Origin of the sequence: Brevundimonas sp. UBA7506, from assembly GCF_002479495.1 — a bacterium.
Taxonomy (GTDB): domain Bacteria; phylum Pseudomonadota; class Alphaproteobacteria; order Caulobacterales; family Caulobacteraceae; genus Brevundimonas.
This window is the reverse complement of record NZ_DLNQ01000012.1, coordinates 14,864-31,070: the sequence shown is the minus strand read 5'-3', so window position 1 is coordinate 31,070 and position 16,207 is coordinate 14,864. Positions and strand designations below refer to the sequence as shown.

Below are 16,207 nucleotides of genomic sequence, written 5' to 3'. Positions count from 1 at the left end.
ACCAGCCGTCCGGCTCAGCCGACGCAGCGCCGGCCACGCACAGCCCGGCCGCGGCGACACTGGCGAGAAGTTTGAGCTTCATAGTGTCCTCACACTCAAGTTGATCCGAAAGCCGTCGTCGATGACGTCAGCACTCAGGGGGCTTCAACGGCACGAGACCGCTCAGGTTCCGCCATCTTTCCCCGCATTGTGACAACTGTGGCGCCCTTTCAACACATCGGGCCGTTTTTTCCCTCAATCGAGCCTGCTAGGACCATTTTGAAACACAACGGAGGCAAGGCATGACGATCAGGTTCGACGGCCAGGTGGCGATCGTGACGGGTGCGGGCGGCGGTCTGGGCCGCGAACACGCCCTGGCCCTGGCGGCGCGGGGAGCCAAGGTGGTGGTCAACGACCTGGGCGGCGCCCGCGACGGCTCGGGCGGGTCGGCCACCGCGGCCGAGGCCGTGGTCGCCGAGATCGAGGCCGCGGGCGGCGAGGCCATGGCCAATGCGGCCTCGGTCACCGACGCGGCGGCGGTCGAAGCCATGGTCGCCGAGGTCATGGCGCGCTGGGGCCGCATCGACATTCTGGTGAACAACGCCGGCATCCTGCGCGACAAGAGCTTCGCCAAGATGGAGTTGGCCGATTTCCGCCTGGTGATGGAGGTCCACCTGATGGGCGCGGTCCACTGCACCAAGGCGGTCTGGGACATCATGCGCGCCCAGAACTACGGCCGCATCGTCATGACCACCTCCTCGTCAGGCCTGTTCGGCAACTTCGGCCAGGCCAACTACGGCGCAGCCAAGATGGCCCTGGTCGGCCTGATGCAGACCCTGGCCATCGAGGGGGCCAAGAACGACATCCGCGTCAACGCCCTGGCCCCGACCGCCCACACCCGCATGACCGAGGACCTGCAGGGCCTGCCTCTGGAGGCCCTGGGGCCGGAGCTGGTGACGCCGGGCCTGCTGCATCTGGTCAGCCGCGACGCCCCGACCCGCGCCATCCTGGCCGCCGGCGCCGGCGGTTTCGAGCGGGCCTATGTGACCCTGACCCAAGGCGACTTCGCCGTCGGTTCGGACGCTCCCGAACAGGTCGCCGCCCGCTTCGACGCCATCTCGGATCGCAGCCACGAGATCGTGCCGGACATGGGCGCCGCCCAGGGCATGATCGAGCTGACGAAAGCCCAGACGCATCACTCATCTTAAGAGGCCTATGCTCGCGACGCGGTCGCTCGCGGCTTGAGGCCATTTGGCGCCTCGCTGCTTGAGGCCCGCGCTCACTTCTCAGAAGGCGCCTTGCGTTGACGTGACGTGAGGCGCCTATCTTCTCTCTGTTAGGCAGGAAACGCGCTTCCCGCAGCGCGCGTCCGCATCGCGGCGACAGCGTCCTCTCACGCGCTCAAGCAGCGAGGCGCCGCGCGCCGAGCGATAGCGCCCAAAAAGAGAGAACTTCTCGATGCGTGAAGCCGTCATCGTCTCCACCGCCCGCACCCCGATCGGACGAGCCTATCGCGGGGCCTTCAACGACACCCAGGCGCAGCAGTTGGGCGCTCACGCCGTGAAGCACGCGGTCGCGCGCGCCAGCGTCGATCCTGCCGAGATCGAGGACGTCGTCATGGGCGCGGCCCTGCAACAGGGCTCAACCGGAACGAACGTAGCCCGCCAAGTCGCGCTGGCGGCGGGCCTGCCCTCCTCCGTTCCCGGCATGAGCCTGGATCGCCAGTGCGCCTCGGGCCTGATGGGCATCGCCACGGCGGCCAAGCAGGTCGTCTTCGACCACCAGAAGATGGCGGTCGGCGGCGGGCTGGAGAGCATCTCTCTGGTCCAGAACCAGCACATGAACCTTTACCGGATGAAGGACGAGGCGCTGCTGAAGCTGTCGCCCCACATCTATATGTCGATGCTGGAAACCGCCGAGGTCGTCGCCCGCCGCTACAACATCAGCCGCAACGCCCAGGATGAATACGCCCTGCAGTCGCAGCAGCGCACGGCGGCCGCCCAGGCCGAAGGCCGCTTCGACGCCGAGATCGTGCCGATGACGACCTCCATGCTGGTCGTGGACAAGGCCACCGGCGAGACCTCGTCGAAAGAGGTGACCCTGTCGAAGGACGAAGGCAATCGCCCCGACACCACCCTTGAGGGCCTGCAATCGCTCAAGCCGGTCTTCGGCGGCGGCGAGGAGATCCAGCAGGGCGAGTTCATCACCGCCGGCAACGCATCCCAGTTGTCCGACGGCGCCTCGGCGGCGGTCGTCATGGAGGCGGGCGAAGCGGTGAAGCGCGGCCTGCAGCCGCTCGGCGCCTATCGCGGCATGGCGGTGGCGGGCTGCGAGCCGGACGAAATGGGCATCGGCCCCGTCTTCGCCGTGCCCAGGCTGCTGAAGCGCCACGGCCTGACTATGGACGACATCGGCATCTGGGAGCTGAACGAGGCCTTCGCCGTGCAGGTCCTCTACTGCCGCGACAAGCTGGGAATCCCCAATGACCGGCTGAACGTCTCGGGCGGCGCCGTCTCCATCGGCCACCCCTACGGCATGTCCGGCGCGCGGATGACCGGCCACGTCCTGATCGAGGGCAAGCGGCGCGGGGCCAAATACGGCGTCGTCACCATGTGCATCGGCGGAGGCATGGGAGCCGCCGGTCTGTTCGAGATCTACTGAGGCCCGCACTCGGCCGCCCGTCGCGCCTCCATCGCTGCGAACCAGCGCTGGCGCAGGACGGCGGGTCGGCCGGGATAGCGGTCGTCCAGAAACTCGGCGTCGACCACCCGGTCGGCGCGGAAGCTGCGGAAGTCCTCGCGCGTCTCGCACCAGGCCAGCAGCAGTCGCGCCCGCTCATGATAGCCGATCAGGAAGGGCCAGATGACCCGCGTCGTCTCGCGCCCCTGCTCATCGGCGTAGTGCAGCCGCAGCTTGCGCCCGGCGTGGATCCAGGCCCGCACCTGGGCCAGGTCCACGGTCTCGATCTTCTGCTCCCAGGGAGGGGGCGTGGCCACCGACGGCTCCAGCACCACCGGCCGCAAGCGTTCCGGCACGATGGCGGCGATCTTGGCGGTCAGGTCGCGCGCCGCCCGCGCCAGGGCCGGATCGCCGCGCGCCGCCACCCATTGCGCCCCCAGCACCGCCGCCTCGATCTCGTCCGAGGTCAGCATCAGCGGCGGCAGGTCAAACCCGCCGTCCAGCACATAGCCCAGCCCCGCCTCGCCCCGGATCGGCACCCGCTGCCCCAGCAGGGCGGCGATGTCGCGATAGATGGTGCGCTTGGAGGTCTCCAGCTCGGCCGCGATGGCGTCGGCCGTCACCGGACGCGAGGCCCGGCGCAGCACCTGGATGATCTGGAACAGTCGGTCGGCGCGTCTCATGTCCCCACCCTGACCGAACACTGCTGACAGCATGGTGGCAGCAGGGTGTCAGTAGTCAAGACGAACCGCCGCCGACGCCCCGTCGCGGCGCGATATCTGGGAGGATTATCGATGCTGACCCTGTTCCACGCCCCCTGGTCCCGTTCCTCGCGCCTGGTCTGGCTGGTCGAGGAACTGGGGGCCGACTGCCGCATCGAATATTGCGACATCCGCCGCATGGACGGCGCGGGCGCCGCCGACCCGAAGAACCCGCATCCCGACGGCAAGGTCCCGGCCCTGCTGCACGACGGCGCCCTGATCACGGAATCAGCGGCTGTCGCCCTCTACCTGACGGGCCTGCATCCCGAGGCCGGACTGGGCTTCCCCCCGAACTCGCCGCAGCGCGGCCCGCTGCTGACCTGGATGTTCTGGGCCTCGGGCGAGCTGGAGCCGTCGCTGTGGAACAAGATCACGGGTGCGGTCGAAACCGACGCCCACGCCAAGTCCCGCTATGACGCTGCTGTCACCCGGCTGCTGGAAGCCCTGTGGGAAGGCCCCTGGCTGATGGGCGACCGCTTCACCGTGGCCGACGTCCTGATCGGCAGCACCGTAGCCTGGGCGCGCGAGCACCTGCCGGACAGCCCCTTGCTGGACGCCTATGTCGAGCGGCTGGCGGCGCGCCCGGCCCACGCCCGCGCCATCGCCCGCGACGGGGCGCCCGCGCAGTACGCACAGGCCAGCTAGACTGCCTCAGAACACGCCGGCGATGTGCTCGTCGTCGGCGCGACGCTCGACCTTCATCAGCGCCTTCACATAGCTGTCGCGCCAGATCCCGACATCCGTGTCGCGCACCACCTGCATCAGGGCCTGCCATTTGCGGATGCGCTCCTTCAGCGGCATGGTCAGCGCCTTCTTGATGGCTTCCGACAGTTCCTCGCGGCTGAAGGGATTGACCAGCAGGGCCTCGCCCATCTGCTCGGCGGCGCCGGCGAAGCGCGACAGGATCAGCACGCCGGGATCCTCGGGATTCTGGGCCGCGACATATTCCTTGGCCACCAGGTTCATGCCGTCGCGCAGGGGCGTGACCAGTCCGACCTTGGCGGCGCGATAGAGGCCCGCCAGCTGATCCCGGCGGAAGGTGCGGTTCAGATAGCGGATCGGCTGCCAGTCCATGTCGGCATAGGCGCCGTTGATGCGCCCGGCCAGGGCGTCCAGCCGTCCGCGAATATCTTGATAGGTGTCCACGTCATCGCGAGAGATCGGCGTCACCTGCAACAGGAAGACCTCGCCGCGCATGGCGGGGTTGTCCTCCAGGAACTGCTCAAAGCCCAGCAAGCGCTGCTCCAGCCCCTTGGAATAGTCCAGCCGGTCCACGCCGACGATCATCGAGCGGAAAGCCGCCGACGCCGCCATCCGGTCATAGGTCTTGCCGCCCAGCACCGAATCGCGCGCGGCCAGGAAGCCGTCCACGTCGATGCCGATGGGGAAGACCCCGCCCTGGACCCGGCGCCCGAAGGCCTCGATCACATGGTCGGGCGACACCCGCCCCCGCGCCTCGACCTCGACGTAGCGTTCGAACAGGCCGAGCCATTCCTGGGTGTGGAAACCGATCAGGTCGAAATAGAACATCGATTCCACCAGCCGCCGATGATGCGGCAGGGTGACCAGAAGCTGACGCGCCGGCCAGGGCGTGTGCAGGAAGAAGCCGATGCGGTTCTTCACCCCCAGACGGCGCAGGTCCCGCGCCATCGGGATCATGTGATAGTCGTGGATCCAGATGATGTCGTCGGGCTGGATCAGCGGCTGCAGCACCTCGGCGAAGCGGCGGTTGGTGCGCTCATAGCCCTCGCCATAGGACCGCTCATAGGCCGTCAGGTCGACCCGGTGATGAAACAGCGGCCACAGGGTCTTGTTGGCGTAACCGTTGTAATATTCGTCGACGTCCTGCGGCTCCAGATCGACGGTGGCGACGGTGACGCCGGCGCGGTCCTCGATGTTCAGTTCGCCGGTGAACTGCTCGACCGTCTCGCCGGACCAGCCGAACCACAGGCCGTCGTATTTCCGCAGCGCCGCCGACAAGGCCATGGCCAGGCCGCCGACCGAGCCTGAGGCCGGGTCCTTGGGCGCCGAGACGCGGTTCGAAACGACAATCAGGCGGCTCATCGCGCGTCCTGCCACGAACGACTGAGCAGGACCGCGCAGTTGATGATCCCGACCAGGGAATAGGTCTGGGGGTAGTTGCCCCACAGCTCGCCGTCCTGAAGCGCGATGTCCTCGCTGAGCAGACCGGCGTGGGTGCGCCGGCTGAGCATCTCGTCGAGGATGGCCCTCGCCTCCTCGGTCCGGCCGTTCAGATGCAGGGCCTCGATGAACCAGAAGGTGCAGAAGTTGAACGCCGTCTCCGGCTCGCCGAAGTCGTCGGGGTGGATATAGCGGAACAGATAGGGGCCGCGTTTCAGGTCGCGCTCGACCGCCTCGAAGGTCTTCACCTGGCGTGGGTCGCGAGCGTCGAGGAAGCCCAGATCGGTCATCTGCAAGAGGGAGGCGTCCAACTCGGTTCCGCCGAAGCTGGCGGCGAAGCGACCCTCGTCGGGCAGATAGGCCTCGGCCTCGATCCGCGCCCGGATCAGACGGGCCCGCTCGTCCCACAGCTCGCCGCGCTCAGCCAGACCCAGATGCCGCGCCGCCTTGGCCAGCCGGTCGCAGGCGGCCCAGCACATGACCGAGGAATAGGTGTGGACCCGGGCGATGGTGCGGAACTCCCACAGACCGGCGTCGGTCTGGTCGTGCATGGAGAAGGCGCGGTCGCCGACCTTTTCGAGCGCGTGGAAGTCGTCGATCGTGCCGGGCCTCAACATCCGCTCGTCGAAGAAGGCCTGGACCAGGGGCAGGACGATCTGGCCATAGACGTCGTGCTGCAGATGCTCGTGCGCCTGATTGCCGACGCGCACCGGCTTCATGCCGCGATAGCCCTCGACGCTGTCGACGATCCGCTCGCCAATCGCCGCCTCCAGGCCCACGCCATAGACGGGCTGGACATGGCCGCCCTTGGCGTCATCCACCAGATTGCGCAGATAGCCGAGGTAGTTCTCGAGGATGTCCACCGCGCCCAGCCGGTTCAACGCCCGCACCGTGTAATAGGCGTCGCGCACCCAGCAGAAGCGATAGTCCCAGTTGCGCCCGCTCTCGGGAAACTCGGGCACCGAGGTGGTCATGGCGGCGACGATGGCCCCGGTCTCTTCATAGACACAGAGCTTCAGGGTGATGGCGGCGCGGATCACCGCCTCTTGCCAGTCCAGCGGCACATAAAGGGTCCGGGTCCACAGCTTCCAGTGCTGGATGGTCTGATCCAGGGCCGCCGAAACCCCCGCCACAACCGACTGGTCATAGCCCTCGTCCGGGCCCAGGAAGAAGGCCAGCTCGCCCTCGAGACGGAAGGTCCGCTCATTCTGGACATGGGTCACCGGGCAGTTGGTGGTCAGCCGCAGCGTCAGGTCGGTGCACAGATAGCGGATATGGTTGGAGCCGGAGGTCTGTTCCGCCCGACGCGCCCCCCAGTCCGCCGAGGGCCGCAGCCGCACGGTGATGCGCGGCGCCCCCGACAGCGGCCGCACGACGCGCGCGAAGGCTATGGGGCGATAGATGCGCGAGTGCTTCAGATGGCGGGGCGCGAAATCGAGAATCTCGACCGAGGCTCCGCGTTCGTCGGTCATCACCGTGCGCAGGACGGCGGTGTTGCGCACATAGGCCTGCTCGATCGAGACCATGTCCGCCAGTTCGATGGCCCAGAAACCGTGTTCGGGATCATCGCCGTCCATCAAGGCGGAAAAGACCGGATCGCCATCCACGCGCGGGGCGCAGGCCCAGACGAAACGGCCGCTCCGGTCGATCAGGGCGCTGACCGAGCAGTTGCCGATCGGGGCGAGGTCGAGGTTGGGACGGCTCATGCGGCGCCTCCTTCAATCTGATCCAGCCAGTCGAGAACGGCGGCGACGTTCTTCAGCCGATAGCGGGCCGCCGTCAGCCGCTCAGGCCCCACCAGGACGCCGAACCCGCCCAGAGACGCCGCCGCCTCGAAGCCATGCTCGTCGGTCAAGTCATCGCCGACCATGATGGGCAGCGCCCCTGTAAACGGCGCTTCGGCCATGAAGGCGGTGAGGGCCGCGCCCTTGTCCGTGCCCGGGGTCTTCAGCTCCAGGACCATGGAGCCGGGCTGCAGGGCCAGGCCAGTCTCCTCAGCTAAAGACGCGGCCAGAGCGAGCGCCTCGTCCGAGACGCCGGGCGCCTGGCGATAATGCAGACCCGCCGCCAAGGTCTTGTCCTCGACGATGACGCCGGGGCGGTCTGCGGCGAAGGCGTCGAAGGCGGCCACCGCCCGGCGCACGGCGGGGTCCGGTGTTCGATTGGCGAAGGATCCGTCGCCGCGACGCCTTTGCAGGCCGTGCACGCCGGACGCCGCCCGCGCCGCGCCGTCGCTGATCCGATCAATCTCACTCAAGGTTCGCCCGCTGACGATGGCGACCCGGCCCTCCATCCGATCGGTCAGTCGGCTCAGCACCTCGGTGCGCCGGGCGTCCGGTCCCACCGCGTCCGGAGTCGGCGCCAGGGGCGCCAGCACCCCGTCGAGATCCAGAAAGAGCGCGGGCTTCTTCAGTACGAGAGGCGGCTTGGGCAGGCATGAGGCGATCGCCCCGGAGGCAGAGGACATAAGGTCCGGACTCGTTTCGATGCTGTTGTCGAGACAGTTGGGAACGCGCCGGGACCAGGAAGGTTGTCCGCCAAGGTGACAATTCCGTCGCAGCCCCGCCATTGTGCGAACAATCCAGATGGGGCAATTCGCGGATGCGCCATGAAGAACCGCCGCAGCGGTCCGGCGTCTCAGGAGCCGATGCCCATGCCCAACACGCTTCACTCGTCGCCCGAGCAGATCGCTACGATGACGGATCGAGCGCGCGAGGTCGTGCGTCTGAACATCGAGGCCCTGGAGGCGCTGGAGCGCTCTATCGACGTCTCGATCGCTCGCGCCTGCGACATCATCCTGTCGCGTCCTGGCTATCTGGTCGTGACAGGCATGGGCAAGTCGGGCCACATCGGCGGCAAGATCGCCGCCACCCTGGCCTCGACCGGCACCAACTCCTTCTTCGTCCACCCGGCGGAGATGAGCCACGGCGACCTGGGCATGCTGCGCCCCGACACCACGCTTCTGGCCATCTCCAACTCGGGCGAGAGCCGCGAACTGCGCGATCCCCTGCTCTATTGCCAGCGCAACGACATTCCGGTCATCGGCATCACCCAGCGCGCCGGCAGCTTCCTGGGCCGTCACTCGGCGGTCAGCCTGACCATGCCCAAGGTGGCCGAGGCCTGCCCCAACGGCCTGGCGCCGACCACCTCGACCCTGATGACCCTGGCCATCGGCGACGCCCTGGCCATGGTGCTGATGGACCGCCGCGGTTTCACAAGGGAAGACTTCGGCCTGCACCACCCCGGCGGCGCCCTGGGCATGAGCCTGCAGAGCGTGCGTGAATGGATGGGCGACAACGCCGCCACCCCGGCCAGCGTGCCGATGGACGCCGACTTCAGCGCCGTGGTCTCGGCCGTGTCCGCCGGCCGCAAGGGCGCCGTCGCGGTCCTGCATTCAGACGGCAGCCTGGCGGGCATGATCACCGACGGCGACATCCGCCGCGCCTTCACCAGCGACATCTCGGCCCTGCGCGCCGAGGACATCATGAGCCGCACCCCCATCACGGTGGATCCCGACGCCCGCATGAGCGACGTGGTCGACCTGCTGAGCGCCAACAAGATCGCCAACCTCTTCGTGGTCGAGAACGAACGGCCCGTCGCCATCATCCATATCGCCGAGCTGATGCAGGCCGGCTACGTTTCCTGATGACACAGGACATTCTTTTCGACGCCAGCCGCCTGCTGAGCCGCACGGACCGAAGCGCGCCGACAGGCGTGGACCGCGTCTGTCTGGCCTATGCCGAATGGCTGGTCGATCATCCTGACTACCGCATGGTGCCGGTCCGGTCTCGCCACGATCAACTGGCTGCGGTGGACGACGCCTGGTTCCGGGATTGCATGGTCGACCTGCGTCAACGCTGGACCGGCGGCTCCGACGCCCGCGCCCTTAACACCAACGAGCGCCGGTTGTTCGCCGCCCTTGAAGCGGACCGCCCGACCGCCTCGGTGATCGGCGAGGCGCCCGACCCGCATCAGCCCAAGACGAAGAAGAAGAGCCGCGTCTGGAAGCAGTACTTCCGTTCGCGCCGGATCGCCGCGCCGCCACCGGCCAAGCTCTATTTCAATGTCGGGCATACAAGCCTGAACACGCCGGACATCCTGGCCAGCCTGGGAAGCCAGGGGATCGATCGCGTCGTCATGCTGCACGACCTGATTCCGATCACCCATCCCGAGTTCTGCCGGCCCGGCGACGGGACGAAGCATCGCCGCCGCGTCCTGACGGCCCTGCGCCACGCCTCGCGGATCGTGGTCAACTCCCACTATACGGCGCATGAACTGCTGGCCTTCGCCGACCGGGAGGAGTTGGCTGCTCCGCCGATCGACGTCGCGCACCTGGGCCTGGAGCCCGTCTTCATGAAGGCCGAGCCGAGCGGTGCGCGGCGTCCCTACTTCGTCCACGTCGGCACGATCGAAGCGCGCAAGAACCTGGCCTTCCTGCTGACCATCTGGCGACGCCTGCAGGAGAAGATGGGCGATGAGGCCCCCCGTCTGGTCCTGATCGGGCGCTACGGCTGGGAAAACGAAGCCGTGCTGGACCATCTGCAGCGCTCGCCCAATCTTCAGGGCCTGGTGCACCAGGTCGAAAACCTGCCCGACACTGCCCTGGCCGACCTCATGAGCGGCGCCCAAGCCGTGCTGGCTCCCTCGTCCGTCGAGGGCTTCGACCTGCCGGCAGTGGAAGCCTGCGCCCTCGGCGTGCCGCTGATCGCCTCCGACATTCCGGCCCACCGCGAACTGGTGGCCCAGGCGACCCTGATCGACCCGCTGGATGGTTTGGGTTGGCTGGCGGCGCTCGAGACGGCGACGCTGAAACGTCCGATCGCGACCGCCTACGCCCCGCCGACCTGGCCTGGCCACTTCGCGACGGTTGAAGCACGACTGGGCCTGGACCAGAGCATGGATGTTTGTCTCGCCAGTCCGGCATGAGAACGGATCAAGGGTCAGAACGCATCCCTCTGGTCCGCAGCCGCAAAGCCAAGTAATCACGGTGTTGAACCGCCTGATCTTCGGAGCCGCCATGAAGCGATCCCTTCTGCCCCTGATGGCCCTCGCCCTTGTCGGCGGCTGCTCGACCCTGCCCGGCGACGGCCCGTCCGGGCGCACGGTCGCCGACAACGCCGGTCACGACCTGAAAGCCGTCAACTACGCCATGGTCGACGTCGACTTCACGGTCGGCGAAGTCATCAAGGCCGTGCCGCCGCGCTTCGGCGGCAGCCTGGCCGCTGGCGGCGTGGACACCCCGGTGGACGTGCTCGGCATCGGCGACGTTCTGTCCGTCTCCATCTACGAGCCCAGCGGCGCCCTGTTCGGCACGCGCAACATGTCGCGCGACATCCAGACCGGCACCCAGGCGCTGCCGCCTCTGGTGGTCGATCGCTCCGGTGCGGTCAACGTGCCCTTCGCTGGCCGCGTTCAGGTCAACGGCCTGACGGCCCCCGAGGCCGCCGACGCCATCAAGCGCTCCCTGCGCGGCAAGGTCGGCAACCCGCAGGTCGTGGCCCACATCGCTCAGAACCCGTCGAACTCGATCACCGTTCTGGGCGACGTGCGCAACCCAGGCCGCGCCGCGCTTTCGGTCAACACCGACCGCATCCTGGACGTCATCGCCGCCGCCGGCGGCCCGACCCGCCCGGCCGAAGACCTGATCGTCAATGTTCGTCGCGGCAACGAGACCTTTTCGGCGCCCCTGACGCTCGTCTCCACCGAATTCGGCGAGAACGTCCGCCTGCGCCGCGGCGACCAGGTCAACCTGACCTACAAGCCACGTCGTTTCACCGCCTTCGGCGCGGTCGGCGCGGTCAGCGAGCAGGACATGGGCCAGGGGCCGCTCAGCCTGACCGCCGCACTGGCGCGGACGCGCGGTCTGGACACCCAGTCCGCCAATCACCGCACCGTCATGGTGTTCCGTTTCGAACGGCCTGAAGTCGCTCAGGCCCTCGGCCTGACCCAGGCCCTCACGCCGCGCGGCGTGCCCGTCGTCTATCGCGTGAACCTGGCAGAAGGTCAGGGCTTCTTCGTCGCCAACAACTTCATGATCCAGCCCGACGACGTGGTCTATGCGCCGCGGTCGGACTCGGCCGAAGCGCGCAAGTTCTTCGAGTTCGTTCAGTCGATCACCCGTGTGATCTACGACGTCTCGGTCACGAGCGCCCTGCAGATCGACTAGGGCCATGTTCGGTCGTCTGGGGCGTCGTCGGTCAGAAACCCTGTCGGCGCGCGCGGACGACCAGACCGAGCGCAAGGCCGCCGAAGACGATGTGCTCTGCTTGCTGCGGGCGATCGAGACGGCGGCGGCCGAGGTCTATGGCCGCCATGGCCTGCCTCAGAGCCCAGGCCACTATCGACGCCCTGCGGACAGCGACGCCTGGGAACCCCTGGGCGACGCACTCTCGCCAGCAGAAAAATGGGCCCTGATCAACGGCGCGCCCGAAGGGGCGCGCTGGCGCTACGCGGCCCATGAAGCCCTGGGCGCCCACTCCGATTTTCCCGCCGTGCGTCAGGCCTCGGCCTTGCTGGCGGCCTGCCACGGCCTGCGCCAGCGTCTGACCCAAACGGCCGCCATCACGCCGCAAGATCTGGCTGACTCCATTCGCCTGGGTGAAGCCTGGCGGCGTCTGGTCGAGGACGCAATCTATGACCAAGCGACGCTTGAACCGCTTCACTTCCTTCCGCCGGACGAAAGCTGAGCCTCAGACCTGACCGGCCGCCTGGGCGAGAAGTTCGATCGAACGCACCCGCGCCGCAGGATCCCAGATCTGACTGGTGACCATCAGTTCGTCCGCGCCCGTGCGAGCGATAAAGGCGTCCATGGCCGCCCGCACGGTCTGGGGCGAGCCGACCGCCGAACAGGCAAGGGCGGCGTCGATCATGCCACGCGCGGCGCCATCCAGACGCTCATAATAGCCTTCGACCGGAGCGGGCAGCTTGCCAGGGCGGCCGGTCCTCAGATTGACGAAGGCCTGCTGGACCGAGGTGAACAGCAGGCGCGCGGCCTCGTCCGTCTCGGCGGCGAAGACATTGTAGCCCAGCATGGCGTAAGGCTGGTCCAGGTGCTCGGACGGCCGGAAGGTCTGGCGATAGACGTCCAGCGCCCGCATCATCTCGCCGGGCGCGAAATGGCTGGCGAAGGCGTAGGGCAGGCCCAGATGGGCCGCCAGCTGCGCCCCGTAGGTCGAGGAGCCCAGGATCCATATCGGCACGGCCTGACCCTCGCCAGGATTGGCGATGATGCGCTGATCGGGCGTCGCGGGCGCGAACCACTGCATCAGCTCCATCACATCCTGCGGGAAGGCGTCGACGTCGCCCTGAAGCGTGCGGCGCAGCGCCCGCGCCGTGGCCTGATCCGAACCTGGCGCGCGGCCCAGGCCCAGATCGATGCGGCCGGGGTGCAGGGCGTTCAGGGTGCCGAACTGCTCGGCGATGACCAAGGGGGCGTGATTGGGCAGCATGACCCCGCCCGCGCCCACGCGGATGGTCTTGGTCGCCGCCGCCACAGCACCGATGACCACGGAGGTCGCGGCGCTGGCGATGCCGGGCATGTTGTGGTGCTCGGCCAGCCAGTAACGCCTGTAGCCCAAACGCTCGGCATGGCGAGCCAGGTCGAGGGTGTTGGCCAGAGACTGCGAGACGTCGGAACCGTCGGGCACCGGCGCGAGATCGAGAATAGAAAGCGGGATCATCCGAGCGATATGGGGCCGCAAATCAGCGGCGCCATAGGCGGGACGACGATCAGTCCAGCGTCACGCCCGTGGTGCGCATGATCTCGGCGCGCAGTTCGGGGATGCCGAAGCCCTTCTCGGACGACGTCACCAGCACCGCCGGATAGGCGGCGGGGCGCTTGGAGATGGCCTTCAGCGTCGCCGCCTGGACCTTCTCGGCCTCGCCCTTCTTCAGCTTGTCGGCCTTGGTCAGGACGATCTGATAGCTGACGGCGGCCAGGTCCAGCGCATCCAGCGCCTCGTCATCGACCTTCTTGAGGCCGTGGCGGGCGTCAATCAGCAGATAGACCCGCTTCAGCGTCACCCGGCCGCGCAGATAGTCGCGACCCAGGTCCTGGAACTTCTTGACCGTGGTCTTGGACGCCTTGGCCCAGCCGTAGCCGGGCAGGTCGACCAGACGCATCCGGCCGTCCAGATCGAAAAAGTTCACCTCGCGCGTGCGGCCCGGCTCGTTCGAGGCTCTAGCCAGCTTGTGCATGCCGACCAGGGCGTTGATCAGGCTGGACTTGCCGACGTTGGAGCGACCGGCGAACGAGATTTCCGGCAGGTCGGGATCGGGCAATTGCTCGATCTTGGCGCAGCCCAGGACGAAGGTGGCCTGACGCGCAAACAGCACGCGGGCCGCCTCGATCTCGGCCTCCGAATATTCTCCGACCTTGGGCTCGTCCGACGGTTGGTCCAATGGATCAGGCTTTCTTGAAACGCGCGAGGAAGGTGTCGATCGGGTTCTCGGCCTTGAAGCGGTGCATGATGACGTACTGCTGCGCGATCGAGAGGATGTTGTTCCAGGCCCAGTAGATCAGCAGGCCGGCCGCGAACGGGGCCATGATGAAGGTGAAGATGAAGGGCAGGAAGGCGAAGATCTGACGCTGCATCGGATCCTGGGCCGGCGGGTTCATCGACTGCTGCAGCCACATGGTCAGGCCATAGACGATCGGCAGGACGCCGAGGTGCAGCGGTCCGTTCAGGATGCTGCCCAGCAGCGGCAGGGTGGCCGGATCCCAGGGAACGGCGCCGAACAGGTTCCAGATCGTCGACGGGTCGCGCGCCGACAGGTCGCGGATCCAGCCGAAGAAGGGCGCGTGGCGCATTTCGATGGTGACGAACAGCACCTTGTACAGGGCGTAGAAGACCGGAATCTGCACCAGAATGGGCAGGCAGCCCGCCAGGGGATTGATCTTCTCCCGCTGATACAGGGCCATCATCTCCTGCTGCTGCTTCTGCGGATCGGAGCCGTGCTTCTTCTTGATCTCCTCCATCTTGGGCTGGAGGGTCCGCATCTTGGACAGGCTCTCGTAGGACTTGTTGGCTAGCGGGAACATGATCAGCTTGACCACGACGGTCAGGGCCAGGATGGCCAGACCGAAGTTGCCCAGCAGGCCGTAGAAGAACTCCACGACCATGAAGATCGGGCGCGTCAGGAACCAGAACATGCCCCAGTCAATGGCGTAGACAAAGCGCGGCAGGCCCTGGCTCTTTTCATAGCCGGCCAGGATCTCGTTGCGCTTGGCGCCGGCGAACAGACGCTGGGTCTCCTCGATCTGGCGGCCCGGCTGGATGGTGCGGGTCGCGCCCAGCATGGCGGCTTCGTGGACGTTCAGGCCGGTGGCGTCGCGGACGGCGAAGCGACCCTCGATGGTTTCCTTCTGGTCCGGGATGAGGGCGGCCATCCAGTACTTGTCGGTGATGCCCAGCCAGCCGCCGGTCGACTGGTTCTCGATGCGCGGCTTCTTGGCCCAATCCTTGTACTTGACCTGTTCGGTGGCGAACTTGCCGTCGGCGCCGAAGACCCCGATGGCGCCTTCATGCAGGATCATCTGCTTGCCCAGATCGGCCGGCACGCCCTGGCGCTCGACGCGGCCATAGGGAGCGATGGTGATGGGCTGGCCGCTCAGGTTGGCGACGGTGTCGGTGACGGTGAAGAGGTACTGGGCGTCGATGGCGATGACGCGCGTGAAGCGCAGGCCGGCGCCGTTGTCCCAGGTCAGCTCGACCGGAGTGGTCGGCGTCAGGGTCGCGCCCTTGGTCAGGGTCCAGGGCGTATTCGGGCCGGGGACGCCGCCGGGGACATTGGGGCCGCTCCAGCCGAACTGGGCGAAGTAGGCGTGCTCCATGCCCTGCGGGCGGAACAGCTCGACCGGCGGCGAATTCCTGTCCAGCGTTTCCTTGTAGTCCGTCAGGTACAGGTCGTCGATGCGCGCGCCCTGCAGCGACAGCGAGCCCTTGAGCTTGGGCGTCTGGATCGGCACGCGCGCCGCCGTGCCCAGGGCCTGGGCGCGGTCGGCGACGAAGGCGGTCGGGGCGGCCGAGCCCGGCGTCAGACCGGCGTCGGTCGCCGTGGCGGCCTTCTCCTCGGCGGCGGCGACCTGCTGCTGGCGGCGCATCTCGGCCTGCGGGCGCATCACCATGAAGTAGTACACGCCCATGATCAGGGCCGCGCACACGAAGAAGATGATGGTGTTGCGCGAATTCTCGTTCTGCATCGGGGTCAGCGGTCCTGGCCGGAGGGGCGCGAATCGTCAGAGGCGCGGGCGGGCGATTTCGCCGCATCTCCCATATCGGGAGCCGCACGCGGGGTTGCGAGCCTTGTAAGGGCCGATTTCACATCGTCAAGCAGACGGTCCCAGTCACGGTCCGCCGTGCCCATGCGGGCGATGAACACATAGTCGCAGCCGGGACGCCCGTGCAGGGGCGCCAGAAGGCGCGCAGCCTCGCGCAGGCGGCGTTTGCAGCGGTTGCGCACCACCGCTCCGCCCACCTTGCGAGTGGCGGTGAATCCCAGGCGGATCGTAGCCAGTCCGTCCTGACGGTCCAGTTGCTGGACCACCACGGCGCCACGGGCCTGAGAAACACCTTTGGCGGCCGCCAGAAACTGGGGCCGCCTTGTCAGGCGATCGATTTTCATCGGATCGGTCATGCGCCCGCCCA

The 16,207-nt window shown here is 67.5% G+C and carries 15 protein-coding genes; 7 read left to right on the top strand and 8 right to left on the bottom strand.

What is annotated here, in order from left to right; translation table 11 throughout:
* Window positions 1-281: 281 nt before the first annotated feature.
* Both B3K53_RS11840 and B3K53_RS11835 read left to right on the top strand, forming a co-directional pair.
* Window positions 282-1,187, top strand: a complete 906-nt coding sequence (locus B3K53_RS11840) for an SDR family NAD(P)-dependent oxidoreductase (protein WP_292084553.1) — start codon at window positions 282-284, stop codon at window positions 1,185-1,187.
* Window positions 1,188-1,437: 250 nt separating this feature from the next.
* Window positions 1,438-2,640, top strand: a complete 1,203-nt coding sequence (locus B3K53_RS11835) for an acetyl-CoA C-acyltransferase (RefSeq protein WP_292084551.1) — start codon at window positions 1,438-1,440, stop codon at window positions 2,638-2,640.
* Here B3K53_RS11835 and B3K53_RS11830 read toward each other — a convergent pair.
* Window positions 2,634-3,341 (bottom strand): helix-turn-helix transcriptional regulator, encoded by a 708-nt coding sequence (locus tag B3K53_RS11830; protein ID WP_292084550.1) that lies wholly within the window; start codon window positions 3,339-3,341, stop codon window positions 2,634-2,636. The genes B3K53_RS11835 and B3K53_RS11830 overlap by 7 nt on opposite strands.
* A 111-nt stretch (window positions 3,342-3,452) precedes the next feature.
* On the opposite strand from B3K53_RS11830, the gene B3K53_RS11825 reads away from it, so the two are divergent.
* On the top strand, window positions 3,453-4,064 hold the full coding sequence (locus B3K53_RS11825; protein ID WP_292084548.1) for a glutathione S-transferase family protein: 612 nt from the start codon (window positions 3,453-3,455) through the stop codon (window positions 4,062-4,064).
* Between the two features lie 6 nt (window positions 4,065-4,070).
* Here B3K53_RS11825 and B3K53_RS11820 read toward each other — a convergent pair whose 3' ends face one another.
* From B3K53_RS11820 to otsB, 3 genes are read right to left on the bottom strand one after another with little or no spacing between them, the layout of a single operon-like run.
* Entirely contained in the window at window positions 4,071-5,483 is a 1,413-nt protein-coding gene (locus B3K53_RS11820; RefSeq protein ID WP_292084546.1) for an alpha,alpha-trehalose-phosphate synthase (UDP-forming), read from the bottom strand.
* A complete protein-coding gene (locus B3K53_RS11815; RefSeq protein WP_292084545.1) occupies window positions 5,480-7,267 on the bottom strand; it encodes a glycoside hydrolase family 15 protein in 1,788 nt (595 codons plus the stop codon). The genes B3K53_RS11820 and B3K53_RS11815 overlap by 4 nt, the downstream gene beginning before the upstream one ends.
* A complete protein-coding gene (otsB, locus tag B3K53_RS11810) occupies window positions 7,264-8,028 on the bottom strand; it encodes a trehalose-phosphatase (RefSeq protein ID WP_292084544.1) in 765 nt (254 codons plus the stop codon). The genes B3K53_RS11815 and otsB overlap by 4 nt, the downstream gene beginning before the upstream one ends.
* A 186-nt stretch (window positions 8,029-8,214) precedes the next feature.
* On the opposite strand from otsB, the gene B3K53_RS11805 reads away from it, so the two are divergent.
* From B3K53_RS11805 to B3K53_RS11790, 4 genes are all read left to right on the top strand, one after another.
* Window positions 8,215-9,207 (top strand): KpsF/GutQ family sugar-phosphate isomerase, encoded by a 993-nt coding sequence (locus B3K53_RS11805; RefSeq protein ID WP_292084542.1) that lies wholly within the window; start codon window positions 8,215-8,217, stop codon window positions 9,205-9,207.
* Window positions 9,207-10,487, top strand: a complete 1,281-nt coding sequence (locus tag B3K53_RS11800) for a glycosyltransferase family 4 protein (RefSeq protein ID WP_292084541.1) — start codon at window positions 9,207-9,209, stop codon at window positions 10,485-10,487. Before B3K53_RS11805 ends, B3K53_RS11800 begins: the two co-directional genes overlap by 1 nt.
* A 91-nt stretch (window positions 10,488-10,578) precedes the next feature.
* Window positions 10,579-11,727 (top strand): polysaccharide biosynthesis/export family protein, encoded by a 1,149-nt coding sequence (locus B3K53_RS11795; protein ID WP_292084540.1) that lies wholly within the window; start codon window positions 10,579-10,581, stop codon window positions 11,725-11,727.
* A gap of 4 nt (window positions 11,728-11,731) precedes the next feature.
* Complete coding sequence (locus tag B3K53_RS11790) at window positions 11,732-12,247, top strand: hypothetical protein (protein ID WP_292084538.1); 516 nt, start codon at window positions 11,732-11,734, stop codon at window positions 12,245-12,247.
* 3 nt (window positions 12,248-12,250) lie between these two features.
* Here B3K53_RS11790 and B3K53_RS11785 read toward each other — a convergent pair whose 3' ends face one another.
* The 4 genes from B3K53_RS11785 to rnpA are packed head-to-tail and all read right to left on the bottom strand — an operon-like array spanning window position 12,251 to window position 16,196.
* Window positions 12,251-13,240 carry an LLM class flavin-dependent oxidoreductase gene (locus tag B3K53_RS11785; protein WP_292084537.1) on the bottom strand — a complete coding sequence of 330 codons (990 nt, stop codon included), beginning with the start codon at window positions 13,238-13,240 and terminating at the stop codon, window positions 12,251-12,253.
* 49 nt (window positions 13,241-13,289) lie between these two features.
* Window positions 13,290-13,961, bottom strand: coding sequence for a ribosome biogenesis GTP-binding protein YihA/YsxC (yihA, locus tag B3K53_RS11780; RefSeq protein ID WP_292084536.1), 672 nt, complete (start codon window positions 13,959-13,961; stop codon window positions 13,290-13,292).
* A 4-nt stretch (window positions 13,962-13,965) separates the two neighbouring features.
* Window positions 13,966-15,762: a membrane protein insertase YidC gene (yidC, locus tag B3K53_RS11775; RefSeq protein ID WP_292084534.1), complete on the bottom strand. Its 1,797-nt coding sequence runs from the start codon at window positions 15,760-15,762 to the stop codon at window positions 13,966-13,968.
* A gap of 5 nt (window positions 15,763-15,767) precedes the next feature.
* Window positions 15,768-16,196 carry a ribonuclease P protein component gene (gene rnpA, locus B3K53_RS11770; protein ID WP_292084533.1) on the bottom strand — a complete coding sequence of 143 codons (429 nt, stop codon included), beginning with the start codon at window positions 16,194-16,196 and terminating at the stop codon, window positions 15,768-15,770.
* Window positions 16,197-16,207: the final 11 nt, after the last annotated feature.

What these genes read in the sequence shown, in the direction of transcription:
- B3K53_RS11815 (WP_292084545.1), bottom strand. Translation starts at nt 7,267, where the DNA reads ATGAGCCGTCCCAACCTCGACCTCGCCCCGATCGGCAACTGCTCGGTC.
- B3K53_RS11785 (WP_292084537.1), bottom strand. Translation starts at nt 13,240, where the DNA reads ATGATCCCGCTTTCTATTCTCGATCTCGCGCCGGTGCCCGACGGTTCC.
- B3K53_RS11795 (WP_292084540.1), top strand. Translation starts at nt 10,579, where the DNA reads ATGAAGCGATCCCTTCTGCCCCTGATGGCCCTCGCCCTTGTCGGCGGC.
- B3K53_RS11805 (WP_292084542.1), top strand. Translation starts at nt 8,215, where the DNA reads ATGCCCAACACGCTTCACTCGTCGCCCGAGCAGATCGCTACGATGACG.
- B3K53_RS11840 (WP_292084553.1), top strand. Translation starts at nt 282, where the DNA reads ATGACGATCAGGTTCGACGGCCAGGTGGCGATCGTGACGGGTGCGGGC.
- rnpA (WP_292084533.1), bottom strand. Translation starts at nt 16,196, where the DNA reads ATGACCGATCCGATGAAAATCGATCGCCTGACAAGGCGGCCCCAGTTT.
- B3K53_RS11825 (WP_292084548.1), top strand. Translation starts at nt 3,453, where the DNA reads ATGCTGACCCTGTTCCACGCCCCCTGGTCCCGTTCCTCGCGCCTGGTC.
- B3K53_RS11830 (WP_292084550.1), bottom strand. Translation starts at nt 3,341, where the DNA reads ATGAGACGCGCCGACCGACTGTTCCAGATCATCCAGGTGCTGCGCCGG.
- B3K53_RS11835 (WP_292084551.1), top strand. Translation starts at nt 1,438, where the DNA reads ATGCGTGAAGCCGTCATCGTCTCCACCGCCCGCACCCCGATCGGACGA.
- otsB (WP_292084544.1), bottom strand. Translation starts at nt 8,028, where the DNA reads ATGTCCTCTGCCTCCGGGGCGATCGCCTCATGCCTGCCCAAGCCGCCT.
- B3K53_RS11820 (WP_292084546.1), bottom strand. Translation starts at nt 5,483, where the DNA reads ATGAGCCGCCTGATTGTCGTTTCGAACCGCGTCTCGGCGCCCAAGGAC.
- B3K53_RS11800 (WP_292084541.1), top strand. Translation starts at nt 9,207, where the DNA reads ATGACACAGGACATTCTTTTCGACGCCAGCCGCCTGCTGAGCCGCACG.
- B3K53_RS11790 (WP_292084538.1), top strand. Translation starts at nt 11,732, where the DNA reads ATGTTCGGTCGTCTGGGGCGTCGTCGGTCAGAAACCCTGTCGGCGCGC.
- yidC (WP_292084534.1), bottom strand. Translation starts at nt 15,762, where the DNA reads ATGCAGAACGAGAATTCGCGCAACACCATCATCTTCTTCGTGTGCGCG.